At 64.7% G+C, this 13,829-nt stretch carries 16 protein-coding genes; 4 read left to right on the forward strand and 12 right to left on the reverse strand.

What is annotated here, in order from left to right; translation table 11 throughout:
• Positions 1 to 2 precede the first annotated feature (2 nt).
• The 5 genes from phnK to phnG form a co-directional block, all read right to left on the reverse strand.
• Positions 3 to 806 carry a phosphonate C-P lyase system protein PhnK gene (gene phnK / locus BMX27_RS15545; protein WP_090161139.1) on the reverse strand — a complete coding sequence of 268 codons (804 nt, stop codon included), beginning with the start codon at positions 804 to 806 and terminating at the stop codon, positions 3 to 5.
• Positions 803 to 1,660, reverse strand: coding sequence for an alpha-D-ribose 1-methylphosphonate 5-phosphate C-P-lyase PhnJ (locus BMX27_RS15550; protein WP_090161140.1), 858 nt, complete (start codon positions 1,658 to 1,660; stop codon positions 803 to 805). Before BMX27_RS15550 ends, phnK begins: the two co-directional genes overlap by 4 nt.
• A gap of 106 nt (positions 1,661 to 1,766) precedes the next feature.
• Positions 1,767 to 2,855: a carbon-phosphorus lyase complex subunit gene (locus BMX27_RS15555; protein WP_090161142.1), complete on the reverse strand. Its 1,089-nt coding sequence runs from the start codon at positions 2,853 to 2,855 to the stop codon at positions 1,767 to 1,769.
• On the reverse strand, positions 2,855 to 3,436 hold the full coding sequence (phnH, locus tag BMX27_RS15560; protein WP_090161144.1) for a phosphonate C-P lyase system protein PhnH: 582 nt from the start codon (positions 3,434 to 3,436) through the stop codon (positions 2,855 to 2,857). Before phnH ends, BMX27_RS15555 begins: the two co-directional genes overlap by 1 nt.
• The gene (phnG, locus tag BMX27_RS15565) at positions 3,436 to 3,891 is read right to left on the reverse strand and encodes a phosphonate C-P lyase system protein PhnG (RefSeq protein WP_090161146.1); all 456 of its coding nucleotides are present in this window, start codon (positions 3,889 to 3,891) and stop codon (positions 3,436 to 3,438) included. The genes phnH and phnG overlap by 1 nt, the downstream gene beginning before the upstream one ends.
• 81 nt (positions 3,892 to 3,972) lie before the next feature.
• Here phnG and phnF point away from each other — a divergent pair, with 81 nt between their 5' ends.
• A complete protein-coding gene (gene phnF / locus BMX27_RS15570; RefSeq protein ID WP_090161148.1) occupies positions 3,973 to 4,692 on the forward strand; it encodes a phosphonate metabolism transcriptional regulator PhnF in 720 nt (239 codons plus the stop codon).
• A 5-nt stretch (positions 4,693 to 4,697) separates the two neighbouring features.
• Here phnF and BMX27_RS15575 read toward each other — a convergent pair whose 3' ends face one another.
• The 7 genes from BMX27_RS15575 to phnC form a co-directional block, all read right to left on the reverse strand.
• Entirely contained in the window at positions 4,698 to 5,570 is an 873-nt protein-coding gene (locus tag BMX27_RS15575; RefSeq protein ID WP_090161151.1) for a lysophospholipid acyltransferase family protein, read from the reverse strand.
• Positions 5,571 to 5,638: 68 nt separating this feature from the next.
• Positions 5,639 to 6,262 (reverse strand): DapH/DapD/GlmU-related protein, encoded by a 624-nt coding sequence (locus BMX27_RS15580; protein WP_090161153.1) that lies wholly within the window; start codon positions 6,260 to 6,262, stop codon positions 5,639 to 5,641.
• A 2-nt stretch (positions 6,263 to 6,264) separates the two neighbouring features.
• The gene (locus BMX27_RS15585) at positions 6,265 to 6,504 is read right to left on the reverse strand and encodes a hypothetical protein (protein ID WP_090161155.1); all 240 of its coding nucleotides are present in this window, start codon (positions 6,502 to 6,504) and stop codon (positions 6,265 to 6,267) included.
• Positions 6,504 to 7,832, reverse strand: coding sequence for a phosphonate ABC transporter, permease protein PhnE (phnE, locus tag BMX27_RS15590; protein ID WP_090161157.1), 1,329 nt, complete (start codon positions 7,830 to 7,832; stop codon positions 6,504 to 6,506). Before phnE (BMX27_RS15590) ends, BMX27_RS15585 begins: the two co-directional genes overlap by 1 nt.
• Positions 7,829 to 8,704, reverse strand: coding sequence for a phosphonate ABC transporter, permease protein PhnE (gene phnE, locus BMX27_RS15595; RefSeq protein WP_090161159.1), 876 nt, complete (start codon positions 8,702 to 8,704; stop codon positions 7,829 to 7,831). The genes phnE (BMX27_RS15590) and phnE (BMX27_RS15595) overlap by 4 nt, the downstream gene beginning before the upstream one ends.
• A 67-nt stretch (positions 8,705 to 8,771) precedes the next feature.
• Positions 8,772 to 9,683 (reverse strand): phosphonate ABC transporter substrate-binding protein, encoded by a 912-nt coding sequence (gene phnD / locus BMX27_RS15600; RefSeq protein ID WP_090161160.1) that lies wholly within the window; start codon positions 9,681 to 9,683, stop codon positions 8,772 to 8,774.
• A gap of 58 nt (positions 9,684 to 9,741) precedes the next feature.
• The gene (phnC, locus tag BMX27_RS15605) at positions 9,742 to 10,557 is read right to left on the reverse strand and encodes a phosphonate ABC transporter ATP-binding protein (RefSeq protein ID WP_090161162.1); all 816 of its coding nucleotides are present in this window, start codon (positions 10,555 to 10,557) and stop codon (positions 9,742 to 9,744) included.
• Positions 10,558 to 10,734: 177 nt separating this feature from the next.
• Here phnC and BMX27_RS15610 point away from each other — a divergent pair, with 177 nt between their 5' ends.
• From BMX27_RS15610 to arsJ, 3 genes are read left to right on the forward strand one after another with little or no spacing between them, the layout of a single operon-like run.
• Positions 10,735 to 11,571, forward strand: a complete 837-nt coding sequence (locus tag BMX27_RS15610; protein ID WP_090161164.1) for an arsenate reductase/protein-tyrosine-phosphatase family protein — start codon at positions 10,735 to 10,737, stop codon at positions 11,569 to 11,571.
• The gene (locus tag BMX27_RS15615) at positions 11,568 to 12,566 is read left to right on the forward strand and encodes an ArsJ-associated glyceraldehyde-3-phosphate dehydrogenase (RefSeq protein WP_090161166.1); all 999 of its coding nucleotides are present in this window, start codon (positions 11,568 to 11,570) and stop codon (positions 12,564 to 12,566) included. Before BMX27_RS15610 ends, BMX27_RS15615 begins: the two co-directional genes overlap by 4 nt.
• Positions 12,563 to 13,819, forward strand: coding sequence for an organoarsenical effux MFS transporter ArsJ (gene arsJ, locus BMX27_RS15620; RefSeq protein WP_090161168.1), 1,257 nt, complete (start codon positions 12,563 to 12,565; stop codon positions 13,817 to 13,819). Before BMX27_RS15615 ends, arsJ begins: the two co-directional genes overlap by 4 nt.
• Positions 13,820 to 13,829 lie beyond the last annotated feature (10 nt).

A 13,829-nucleotide genomic window follows, 5' to 3' on the forward strand; every position in this document is an offset into this window, starting at 1 on the left:
GTTCAAACCTGCAAGACGGAGGACACAAGGAGCTGGCTGTAGGCGTGCTGCGGGTCGTCCAGCACCTGATCGGTCAGGCCGGATTCCACCACGCGGCCGGATTTCATCACCATGATGCGGTCGGCCAGCAGGCGCACCACGGCCAGATCGTGGGTCACGATGATCGCGGACAGCCCCATGTCGCGCACCAGTCCGCGCAACAGGTCCAGCAGTCGCGCCTGCACGGACACATCCAGCCCGCCCGTTGGTTCGTCCATGAACACCAGCCGCGGCCCGGTGACCAGATTGCGGGCGATTTGTAACCGTTGCTGCATCCCGCCCGAAAACGTGGTGGGCCTGTCGTCGATGCGTCCGGCGTCGATTTCCACCCGGCCCAGCCAGTCGGTGGCCTGATCCCGGATCGATGCGTAGTTGCGCGCGCCCACGGCCATCAGCCGTTCCCCCACGTTGCCACCCGCCGACACCCCCATGCGCAGCCCGTCGCGGGCATGCTGATGAACAAACGCCCAGTCGGTGCGCGACAGCATCCGGCGTTCGGGTTCGGACATGGTGACGGTATCGCGCGGCCCGTGATTTTCATGATCTGCCGCGTCGCCCTCTGACGGCTTGCGGGTATCGAACACGACCCGTCCTGCATCCGGTGCCAGATGCCCCGCCATGCAGTTCAACAAGGTGGATTTGCCGGACCCGCTCTCGCCCACGATCCCCATGACCTCGCCCGGGTAGAGGTCAAAGGAAACGTCGGCGCAGCCGATATGCGCGCCATAGTGTTTGGTGATGCCCTGCACCGACAGCAGCGGGGTCATGCCGCGTCCTTTCCCTTGTGGCCGGCGGCCTGACGCGCCGTGCAGTAATCGGTGTCAGAACAGACGAACATGCGCCCGCCCTGATCGTCGGTGATCACCTCGTCCAGATAACTCTCGGTCGCGGCGCACAGGCCGCAGGGGTGATCTGCCTTGGACGGGGTGAACGGGTGATCGTCGAAATCCAGGCTGACCGCCTGCGTATAGGGCGGCAGTGCATAGATCCGCTGTTCACGGCCCGCGCCGAACAGCTGGATCGCGGGCGTGCCCGACAGCTTGGGATTGTCGAATTTCGGGATCGGCGAGGGGTCCATGACATAGCGTCCCTCGACCTTGACCGGGTAGGCATAGGAGGTGGCGATATGGCCGTGGCGGCTGATATCCTCGTAGAGCTTGACATGCATCAGCCCGTATTCTTCCAGACTGTGCATCTTGCGCGTCTCGCTTTCGCGCGGTTCAAGGAACCGCAGCGGTTCCGGGATCGGCACTTGATAGACAAGGATCTGACCTTCGGTCAGCGGTTCCTCGGGGATGCGGTGCCGGGTCTGGATCACGGTGGCGGCGCGGGTCGCCGTTGTCGTGGCAACGCCCGCCGTCCGTTCAAAGAAGCTGCGGATCGACACCGCGTTCGTAGTGTCGTCGGCGCCCTGATCGATCACCTTGAGTGTATCGTCCGGGGTCAGCACGGCCGCCGATACCTGCACCCCGCCGGTGCCCCAGCCATAGGGCATCGGCATTTCGCGGCTGGCAAAGGGCACCTGATAGCCGGGGATCGCCACACCCTTGAGGATGGCGCGGCGGATCATTCGTTTGGTCTGTTCGTCCAGATAGGCGAAATTATAGGCCTGATCGGTCACAAGAGCCCCCTGTGTTGCTGTTGCGCCCGCAGGTTCTCTGGCCAAGACAGTTGGCGTTGCCAGTCCACCAGCACGCCGCAGATGTCGAATACGACTGTATCCACATTCATTCCGCGGCCTCCTGCGCCGGTGCCGCACCCGCCGTCCGGCGCAGTTTGCGCACGAGCTCCAGTTCCGACTGGAAATCGACATAATGGGGCAGCTTGATGTGTTCGAGGAAACCCGTCGCCTGAATGTTGTCGGCGTGATACAGGACGAATTCGGCGTCCTGTGCGGGTGCGCCCACGTCGTCCTCGCCCAGTTCCTGCCAGCGCAGGGCCCGATCCACCAGCGCCATGGCGATTGCCTTGCGTTCTGATTGGCCAAACACCAGACCATAGCCGCGCGTGAATTGCGGCGGTTCGGTTTTCGATCCCTTGAACTGGTTGACCGTCTCGCATTCGGTCAGCGTGACCTCGCCGATCTCGACCGCAAAGCCCAGCTCGGGAATCTCCATTTCGACGGCCACCGTGCCGATCCGCAATTCACCCACAAAGGCGTGGTTGCGGGCGTACCCGCGCTGCGTCGAATAGGCGAGGCCGAGGGTGAAGCCTTCGTCAGCGCGGGTCAGCGCCTGCAGGCGCAGCGCCCGGTCGGCGGGCATTTCCAGCGGTTCGCGGGTCAGGTCCGGGGGCGTTGTGTCGTCGTGCGGGGCCTCTTCGATCAGGCCCTCGCGGTTGAGGAACCCGGTGACATGGGGCACCGGGCCTGTCGCCGCGTCCTGTTGCGGGGCATCTGGCACCACGCCATCGGCGGCCAGTTTGAAATCCAGCAGCCGGTGTGTGTAGTCAAATGTCGGCCCCAGAATCTGCCCGCCGGGCAGGTCCTTGAACGTGGCCGAGATGCGCCTGTCACAGGCCATGGCAGCCGTATCGACGGGGCGCGATGCGCCGAACCGGGGCAGGGTCGTGCGATAGGCGCGGATCAGGAAAATCGCCTCGATCAGGTCGCCGCGCGCCTGTTTGATCGCCAGCGCGGCCAGGTCGGGATCATACAGCGACCCCTCGGCCATGACGCGATCGACGGCCAGTTTCAGCTGCTCGCGGATCTGTGCGGTGCCCAGTTCGGGCACATCCCGGTCGCCGCGGCGTTCCTCGGCCAGCCAGGCATGGGCGTTCTGGATGGCGCGTTCGCCGCCTTTGACTGCGACATACATCACGACACCTCGGCGGTTGCGCTGACACGGGTCGAGCGCGGCAGGGCCGCCAGCCGGGTGCCGCTGGTCAGGATGAAATCCAGACCGCGCGGAAACAACGCCCGGTTGGCGCGAAAGGCCGCGATGTCGGGCAACGGCAGGCTGGCCTGTGTCTGAATGCCCGGTCCGGTCAGGGTGGCGCCGGGCCCGGTCAGGTCGGCATGGTCCACGATCAGGGTCGCCGAACGGTCGGGATATTGGGCTGTGCCGGTCGGATAGCTGTCCAGCGGCATCAGCGCGTCCCAGATGCCGACCGCGAACATGCAGTCCGACGGGCCTGTCAGCGGTGCGCCGGTGTGAAACGCCAGCCAATCGCGCACGGCGCCGGTGTCTGCGTCACCTGCCAGATGCACGGCGGTGTCGCCGTCGCACAGGGTCAGCAGGACCGCGCCCGCCGCGGGCGACAGCGGCGCTGGTGGTTGTACGCCCGCGATGTCCTGCCGGGTGCCGGGGCGCGCCATCGCATCCAGGATGCTGCGATAAGCGTGGGCGGACTGGATCGCGGGGTGATCGAACCCGCCGGACAGGGTGTCGGGCTGCATCAGTCCTCTCCTCTTGTCATGGTGAAAAATTCGACCTTGGTCGCGGCGGCACGGGTGGCGCGCGCGGCGCGCCTGTCGGTCTGTTCGCCGGCCAGCGGGTCCAGCACGGCGGTACGGATGCGGTCCGCATCCGGTCCCTGCATCAGCGCATCGACCAGTGCCGCGGCGGTGGCGTCGGCGGTGCGGCGGCCCTGCACGTAGGCGTGACCGACGGTCCCGTCGTCCAGCGTCAAGGCGCAGCGGGTCACCGTCACCTCGCCCATGTTGAACGCGGCACCCGTTCCCCCGGCGCGTCCGCGCACCATGGCCGTGCCGATTTCGGGGGCCCGCAGCCAGCGATAGGCCGGGCGCGTCATGGCCGCATCCAGCAGCGCTGCAACGCGGCCCTCGGGCGCCTTGGCCAACAGGCCCATCCAGGCCTTGCGCGGATTGTCGTGGTCGGGGGAATCTTTCATCTCGACAACTTTTGCAGATACTATACAACTATACATATTCTAACCGAACCCCCGCCAAAAGACAGAAGAGATTTGTGAAGTTTGCGTGACAGATCCCCCAAGACCCCGGTGTGGCAGGCGATCGCCGATGCCCTGCGCGCGGACCTGAGCGAGGGGCGTCACGCTCCCGGCGATCGGTTGCCGACCGAGGCTGCCTTGGCCGAACGGTTCGGGGTCAACCGCCATACAGTGCGGCACGGTGTGTCCGCGCTGGTCGCCGAGGGGCTGGTGCGCAGGCGGCGCGGGGCAGGGGCCTTTGTCACTGCGACGCCGACCGATTATCCCATCGGGCGCAGGGTGCGGTTCCACGACAACCTGATCGCCGCCGGGCGCAAGCCGGAAAAACGGCTGCTGTATCTGGATACACGCAGCGCCAGCGCGGGCGAGGCGCAGGCGCTGGCATTGGCCGAAGGCGATGCCGTCTGCGCCTATCACGGGTTGTCGCTGTCCGACGGCCAGCCCATCGCCCTGTTCGAGAGCCTGTTTCCCCTATCGCGCCTGCCGGGAATCGTGCAGGCGCTGGAACAGACCCGCAGCGTGACGGCCGCGCTGGCGGCGGCGGGGGCCGCCGATTACACGCGGGCCACGACACGGCTGACGGCCGTCCGGGCGACCGCCACGCAGGCGCTGCACCTGCACCTGACCGAGGGCGACCCCCTGCTGCGGTCCTCGGCGGTCAATGTGGGCGAAGACGGTTCTCCCGTCGAATACGGCCGTACATGGTTCGCGGGCGACCGCGTGACGCTGACCATCGACGCCTGACCGCGTTACGCGCGATAGCGGTCCTCGAATTCGAAACCATAGGCCTGCGGTGCGATCTGCCGGGGCGACAGCGCATAGGTTTCGGTCCTGAGAAAATCCATCATGCCCTGCGCATCATCGGCATAGCGCGCGATCCGCGCAGGTGCGATGGGCGCACCGATGGCGATGCGCACGGGTTTGTTGGTGCGCCTGCGAAATTCCTTGAGCAAGAGCGCGACCCGCAGGTTGGGGTGGATATGACTGGCAAACTGGAACAGGCGTGAATTTTGTCCGTCGAAATAGACGGGCACGACAGTGGCGCTGGATTTGACGATCATGCGCGCGGTGAACCTGCGCCAGCCGGGGTCCAGCGGCTGCATGAAGGGTCTGGCCGCGGTCGAGACAGTCCCACCGGGAAACACGCCGATTGCACCGCCCGCCCGCAGGCAACCGATGGCCGCCGCGCGGGTCTCGAGGTTCTGTTTCACAGCGTCCCGCGTCTGCGCGAAATTGACCGGCAGCACCACCCGGTCGAGGTCCGGCGCGTCCTGAAACACGCTGTTGGCCAGGATGCGGAAATCGGGCCGCCGCACCGACAACAGGTATCCCATGATCAGCCCGTCAAGGATGCCGAACGGATGATTGGCCACCACGACCAGCGGGCCATTGGCGGGAATGTCGGTGATCGCGCCCGACATCGCGTCAAGGCTGAGCCCGTAGCGGTCGACCATGACCTCCCAGAAATTGCGGCCCTGCCGGATTTCCAGATCATAATCGCGGGCGCGCTGGATCAGGTGCAGGCGGCCGGTCGCGTTCTCGATCAGCTTGATCATGGTGCGGCCCGCGCGCGACTGCGCCGCGGTGGCATAGCTGACGTGGGAACGGGCGGGGCTGTCCATGTGCTGCACCATGTTGCCTGGGTCGCATCTGATTACGACCGTCAGGCAACAGTCGCGTGACAGGTGGATCAGGTCGCGTCCTCGTAGCGGTCCAGAAAGGCCGCGGTAGACAGGTTGCGGAAATCGGACAGTGCCGCGCGCAGGCGGTCGTGCGGCCAGTCCCACCACGCCAGTGAGATCAGCCGGTCCGCGATGTCGCGCGGCTGGCGCAAGCGCAGCGGGCGCGCGGGTGTGCCTGCCACGATGGTATAGGGGTCCACGTCTCGGGTCACCACGGCGCCGGCTGCCACCACGGCCCCGTGGCCCAGCGTCACCTCCGGCTTGATCATGGCACCCGCGCCGATCCAGGTGTCATGCCCGATATGCGCCAGCCGGCTTGCGCGATGGGCAAAGAATGCGGGGTCGCGGTCGGCATCATCCCAATAGTCGTCCGAGCGATAGAGGAAGTGGTGACAGGCCGCCGTGTCCAGCGGGTGATCGGTGGCACCGATCCGGGTAAAGGCCGCGATATTGGCGAACTTGCCGATCCGGGCATTGGCGATATCGGCGTAGCGGTCGCAATAGCTGTAGTCGCCGAATGTCGTGTTGCCGATGCGGCTGCCACGGCCGATTTCGACATATGCGCCAAAGTGGCTGTCGGTGATGTCGCAGTCGGGATGCACAAAGGCTTTGTCGGCGGACAGGCGTGGCATGGTCAGAACGGCCTTTCTTTGCCGGTAAAGTGCAGAAATCTTCCGGTGTCGGCCATCGTCAGACGGTCGATGAGTGTGATGATGCCCGCAGCGACCGTGCCGGGCCGGTTCAGCGTCAATGCCGTGAACCCGTCACCGCTATGGCGCGTGGTGCCGATGGGGCTGTGGCCCCCGGCGCGCGCGGCGTTCATCAGGGCCGCACCTATGCCGCGATTGGCTCCGGTGATTAGGACGCGGGGCATCAGTCATTGCGTCCGATCAGCTTGCCGCGCAGCCAGCCCGAAAACCAGTCCATGAACATGACCATCGCGATGATGAGGACGATGTAATAGGCGACCTCTTCCCAGTCCTTTTGGGTCTGGATCGCCTGCGTCAGCATCAGGCCGATGCCGCCGCCGGTGATCGCACCGATGATCGTGGCGGACCGGGTGTTGGATTCCAGAAAATACAGGATCTGCGCCAGCAGCACCGGCACCACTTGCGGGATCACCCCGAACCGGTAGCGCTGGATCGGTTTCGCGCCGGTGGATGCGACGCCCTCGATCTGGCGTTGATCGACGTTTTCCAGCGCCTCGGAGAAGATCTTGCCAAAGGTGCCGGTGTCGGTGATCAGGATCGCAAGCGCGCCGGTCAGCGGGCCGGGGCCAAAGGCGCGCGCCAGAACCACCGTCCAGATCAGCGCGTCGACGCCGCGCACGAAATCGAACAGACGCCGGGTCGCCGCCCGCACCAGCATGATGGGCGAAAACCGCTTGGCCGCGAGAAAGCCCAGCGGCAGGGCGATCATTGCCGCACCCATCGTCCCCAGAAAGGCCATCAGGATCGTCTCGCCGATGGCCCAGGCCACATCCTTGTGCCGCCACATGGCGTTGTTCCACCAGTCCGAAACGGCCCCCGCGATATTGGGGCGCGCAGGGTCGATGCGGTCGCCGAACAGGATCGCCGTCAAGCCCTGTCCGTAATAGGGGCTGTCCAGCGTGAACCAGAACAATTCCCAGCCGGGGAAATAGTTGAATACCTCGCTGCGTGACCCGGTCAGGGTGATCCGGCCCTCGGGGGTGGTGATCCCGATGCGGCGGGTGGTGGCGGAAATCCAGTCGGGCAGGTCGTCAGGCAGATTGCTGGCCAAGCTGCGGCCTTCGGCCTGCACGGTAATGCGCTGGAACCCCGGCACGTCGATTTCTGTCACGCGGTCGGGCAGGTAGCGCACGATATGGCCCGCGCCCAGGTCGATGGTCAGCCCGCCTTCGGTGCCGCTGACCCAATCGGGGCGCATGCCGTCGGGATAGGTGCCCTTGCGTTCGCCCTCGATCGCATAGGTGATGTCGCCGGACCTGTTGTCGCGGTTGACGTGCACCTTGTGCGACCAGCTGTCGGCAGCCAGCGTGATCGCGTTTTCGAGGCTGGCACGCTGCGCGAGCCCCGGCAGGTCAAAGGCAAAGAAGATATAGATCAGGTAGGCCCCGATCACCGAAGGAACCCCCAGCGCGAACAGCCGTTTGCGGCGGAACAGATCCTCTGCCCGATGTTTGGCTGCGGAAAGGTCGGTGTTGATATCGATCGCGGTCATTGACCCTGCCCCTCTGTCAGGCGGTTGCGATAGCGGCTGGACACCTGGTCAAAGGACACGATGGTGCCGAACAACAGGATAAAGATGGCGGCGGCCTCGTCGAACCGGCCCGGCCCCCAGGCCATCGAATTGCGCAGCTCGTAGCCCAGACCGCCTGCGCCGACGAAACCCAGGATTGCCGAGGCGCGGATGTTGATTTCGAACCGCAGCAGCGTGTAGCTGACATAGTTGGGCGCGACCTGCGGAAGGACGCCCAGCAGCATCCGCTGGAACCATGTGGCCCCGGTCGATGCCAGACCCTCGACCGGTTTGAGGTCTGCGTTTTCGGCCACCTCGGAAAACATCTTGCCAAGTGCGCCTGCCGTGTGGATCGCGATGGCGATCATCGCAGGCACCGGACCACCGCCCAGCACAAAGATCAGCACCAGCGCGATGACGATTTCGGGCACCGCGCGCATGATGTCCGAGATACGGCGAAACAGCGGAATCAGGCGTGGCCATTTCGCAAGACCTCGCGTCCCTAAGAGCGACAGGAACAACCCGCCGACAGCGCCGATCAGGGTCGATACGGCGGCGATGTTGATGGTTTCCACCAAGGCCGGAAAATACTTGGCCATCAGGCCGGGCAGGTCGCCGCGTTTTTCCCAGGCCTCTGACAGCACGTCGGCGGGATAGTCGCCGATCTGGTGCAGGCCTTGCCAGAACCCGCCCGCGTTGCGCTCGTCGGCAACGTTGAAACCGGACACCATCAGCACGACGAACAGCAGCAGCATCAACCCGCCATAAAGTCTGCGTCGCTGGACCTGCGCCATATAGCTGGACTGTATGCTGTCCACGCGCACCGCGCCGCCGCTGAGTGATATGTCTGACATCCTGCCCCCCGGACATAGAAAGACCGGCAGCCCGCGGGGGGGCTGCCGGATCAATGGTTCAACTGGTTCAGTTGCCGATCACGGCCTGACGGGCGGCGACGATGCTTGTGTACATGTCATGGGTGACGGGCTGGAAACCCAGCGTGTCACCGGCCGCCACGCCATAGGCGCAATCGGGGTCGTTTTCATACAGGTTGGCGACCAGCGCGGTCATGGTTTCGCGCACATCGGCCGGCAGGGCCTTGCGCAGGACGACGGGACCCTCGGGGATGACGGCGGATTTCCAAATTTCGACCAGGTCGTTCATGTCGACCAGACCAGCATCCACGGCCTTGCGCAGCGCGCCAGAGTTGTAGCCGTCTTCCCAGTTGCCCTGACCGTCAGCCCAGGTCACCCCGCCGTCGATATCGCCGTTTGCGACAGCGACGATGGTCTGTTCGTGACCGCCGGTAAAGGAGACCTCGCCAAAGTATTCACCGGATTCCATCGTGATGCCGTCCTTGTACTGCGGGATCTCGATCGAGGGGATCAGGTAGCCGGAAGTGGAGTTCGGATCACCAAAGCCGAACACCTTGCCTTCCATGTCGTCCAGCGAGGTGATGCCGCTGTCGGCGCGGGCAAACCCGATGGAATGATAGCCAACGGAGCCGTCAAGGTTCACCTTGATCAGCACGGGATCGACGGCCTCGGGGTCCTGAAGAAAGATCGAGGCATAGGCTGATGCGCCCAGCCACGCCATGTCGATGCTGCCGCCCAGCAGGCCCTGGATCACACCGTTGTAGTCGGCGGGCGCGAACAGGCGGGTTTCGACGCCAAGCGCCGCGGTCGTGTAGTCGGCCAGGCACTGGTAGCTGTTCATGCGGTCCTGTGCGTTTTCGCCGCCCAGGATGCCGATGCGGAATTCCGTGATCTCTTGAGCGAAAGCGCCGGATGACAGTGTCGTGGTGGCGGCAAGCGCCAGGGCGAGGGTCTTTTTCATCATGTTCTCCATTGGGTTTGATGAAGGTGGCCCGCGAAGTCTGCGGGGTGGTGCTGGTTCAGGCGTATGCCGCGGCCAAACGGACCTCGGGCCTGTCCAGTGTTTCGATTTCGGTGGATGTGGCGGCCTCGGAAAAATCCGCACCGGCACCATAGATGTCGCGCGCGGTGGCGGTGGTCAGTTCCTCGGGGGTGCCGTCAAACACGATGCGCCCGTCGCGCATCCCGATCACGCGGTCGCAGTAGCGACGCGCGGTATCCAGCGTGTGCAGGTTGGCGATCACCATGCGGCCGTCCTCTTCGTGGATGGCACGCAGGGCCTGCATCACCACCTGCGCGTTCATCGGATCAAGCGATGCGATGGGTTCGTCGGCCAGAATGATCTTGGGGTCCTGCATCAGGGCGCGGGCGATGGCCACGCGTTGTTGCTGGCCACCTGACAGGGCCTCGGCGCGTTTGGGGGCCTGTTCCGCGATGCCCAGACGATCGAGGATTTCGATCGCATGATGAATGTCGGACTGCGGATACAGGTTGAACAGCGTGGCAAGGGTCGACCGCTTGTTCAGCGTGCCGTGCAGCACATTGGACACCACGTCCATGCGCGGCACGAGGTTGAACTGCTGAAAGATCATCGCGCAGCGGGATTGCCAGTCGCGCCGGCCGGCACCGCGCAGCGCGGTGATGTTTTCATCCCCGAACATGATGGTGCCGCTGGTTGCGTCGCTCAGGCGGTTGATCATGCGCAGCATGGTCGACTTGCCGGCACCGGAACGGCCGATAATCCCGATCATGGCGGGTTTCGTGACGACGATATTGGCCGTGTCCACGGCTGTCTTGTCCCCAAACCGTTTTGTCAGTGCGTCTATCCTGAGCATGTCACCCCCTTGGTTTGAGGGCGGGATAAGGGCGTCTGACGACAGAACCGTGACGGTTTTGTTTCAGGCTCTTTACGGTTTTGAAACGGTTCTGTGACGGGCGGGGTGCCGCGTTTTCTGGCTCTGCTGGTCAGGAAACACTTGCCGATAGAATACTAATTCCGTAATTCGTGAAATATGGAATCAATGATCGCACACCGTCTGTCCATCCTGGGCCATCCGCAACGCCTTGCGCTGTTTCGGCTGCTGATGCGCCGCTATCCCGATCATGTGCCCGCCAGCGAACTGGCGCGGGCGCTGGGGCTGAAACCCAATACGTTGTCCGTTTATATCGGCGCGCTGATGCAGGCCGGACTGGTCGATCAGGAACGCGCCGGGACATCCCTGCGCTATGCCATCCGGCTGGACAGCACGCGCGAGACATTCGACTACCTGCTGCACGATTGCTGCCGGGGGCGGCCCGACATCTGCACGCCGCTGGTGATGGATGGCCCCGCCGCCGATGCTGCGGGTCGCAAGTTCAAGGTGCTGTTCCTGTGCACCGGCAATTCCGCACGGTCGATCATGGCCGAAACCATCCTGCGGGCAGTGGCAGGTGACAGGTTCGACGTCTGGTCCGCAGGCACCCGGCCACGGTCCGCGCTAAACCCCGATGCCGTCGCACTGCTGCAGCAAAAGGGGCACGACACCGCCACGCTGGAGGCCAAGAGCATGACCGTGTTTCAGACCCCCGATGCGCCCGATTTCGATTTCGTGTTCACCGTCTGCGATCAGGCCGCGAACGAGGATTGCCCCGCCTGGCAGGGGCAACCGATCAGCAGCCACTGGGGTCTGCCCGATCCGGCCGCCGTGACAGGCGCGGACGCGGAACGCGCGCTGGCGTTCCACCAGACCTATGGCGCGTTGCTGCACCGGATCAGGGCCTTTGCGGCGCTGCCGGTCACATCGCTGGACCGGATCGCCCTGCAACGGGCGGTCGATGACATTGCTGCACAAAAAGGATTTGCCGCATGACCACCTATGCCCTCAACGGCCTTGGCCGCATCGGGAAACTGGCCCTGAAACCGCTGCTGGCACGCGGCGCAAGGATCGCATGGATCAATGACGCGGTGGGCGATCCCGCGATGCAGGCGCATCTGCTGGAATTCGATTCGGTCCACGGTCGCTGGGATGCGGATTTCAGCCACGACGCCGACAGCGTGACCATCGACGGCGTGCGGCTGCCCTTTGTGGGCACACGCAACATCGCGGATCTGCCACTGGACGGGGTGGATGTGGTGATCGACTGCACCGGCGTGTTCAAATCCGAGGCAGCCCTTGCCCCCTATTTCGCCGCCGGCGTGAAAAAGGTCGTGGTCTCGGCCCCGGTCAAGGACGGCGACGCGGCCAATATCGTCTATGGCGTGAACCACGACACCTATGATGCCGCCCGCCACCGGATCGTCACGGCGGCCAGCTGCACGACCAACTGCGTGGCCCCGGTGGTCAAGGTTGTGCACGAAAACCTCGGCATCAAACACGGGTCCATCACCACGATCCATGACGTGACCAACACCCAGACCATCGTGGATCGCCCGGCCAAGGATCTGCGCCGCGCACGGTCTGCGCTGAATTCGCTTATCCCCACGACGACGGGCAGTGCGACGGCGATCACGCTGATCTACCCCGAACTGACGGGCCGTCTGAACGGTCACGCGGTCCGCGTGCCGCTGCTGAACGCATCCCTGACCGATTGCGTGTTCGAGGTGGACCGCCCGACCACTGCCGCAGAGGTCAACGCCCTGTTCAAGGCGGCCGCCCAGGGACCATTGCAGGGCATACTGGGATACGAGGAACGCCCGCTGGTGTCGTCTGATTACACCAACGACACCCGGTCGGGGATCGTGGACGCCCCATCGACCATGGTGATCAACGGCACGCAGGTCAAAATCTATGCCTGGTATGACAACGAAATGGGTTACGCGCACCGCTTGGTTGACGTGGCCCTGATGGTCGGGAATTCGGTGTGACCGCGACAAACACGCGCCCCGAGGGGCTGTCGGCCTATATCGCCGTCACGGCGGCCTATTGGGCGTTCATGCTGACCGATGGCGCGCTTCGGATGCTGGTGCTGCTGCATTTCCATACGCTGGGGTTCAGCCCGGTGCAGCTGGCCTATCTGTTTGTCCTGTATGAAATCGCGGGCATGGTGACGAACCTGTGCGCGGGCTGGATCGCGGCGCGGTTCGGCCTGACCGCCACACTCTATGCGGGTCTGGGCATTCAGGTGCTGGCACTGCTGGCGCTGACACAGCTGGACCCTGCCTGGACCGTGGGCCTGTCGGTCGCCTATGTCATGGTGGTGCAGGGGGCCAGCGGCGTGGCCAAGGACTTGGCCAAGATGTCGTCGAAATCCGCGGTCAAGCTGCTGGCCCCCGCGCAGGACGGCGGATTGTTCCGCTGGGTGGCCTTGCTGACCGGGTCCAAGAACGCGGTCAAGGGGCTGGGCTTTCTCGCCGGGGCGGGCATGTTGGCCACGATCGGTTTCACCGGGGCGGTGCTGGGGATGGCTGCCGTGCTGGCGGTGATCCTGATCGCGGTGCTGATCGCGATGCCGCCGGGCCTGCCGCGCGGACGACGCGGCACCAAATTCAGCGAGGTGTTTTCCAAATCCGCCAACGTCAACTGGCTGTCGGCGGCGCGGGTGTTTCTGTTCGGCGCGCGCGACGTCTGGTTCGTCGTAGGCATCCCGATCTATTTCTACGCGGTCCTGTCCGATGGCACGACCGACGGCAACCGGGCCGCGTTTTTCATGATCGGCAGCTTCATGGCGGTCTGGGTGATCCTCTATGGCATGGTGCAGGCTGCATCGCCACGCCTGCTGCGCGCCGCACAGCGCAGCGAAGCCAATCTGACCCTTGCGGCGCGCGGCTGGGGCTGGACATTGGCCGCGGTGCCGGCGGTTCTGACGGTGGCCGCACTGGTGGCGGGCGGCCCGCAGACCTGGCTGACCGTAACGCTTGTGGCTGGGCTTTTGGCCTTTGGCGGGGTGTTCGCGATCAATTCGGCGCTGCATTCCTATCTGATCCTCGCCTTTACCAAGGCCGAGCGTGTGACCATGGATGTCGGGTTCTATTACATGGCGAATGCGGCGGGCAGGCTGCTGGGCACGGTGCTGTCGGGACTGACCTATCAGCTGGGCGGTCTGTCGTTGATGCTGGGTGTGGCCACGGTCATGGTGGGGCTGTCAGCGGTGATCACAGGGCGTCTGCGTCCCGCCTGACGGAGCCCTG

Origin of the sequence: Loktanella sp. DSM 29012 (assembly GCF_900110705.1) — a bacterium.
GTDB lineage: Bacteria > Pseudomonadota > Alphaproteobacteria > Rhodobacterales > Rhodobacteraceae > Loktanella > Loktanella gaetbuli.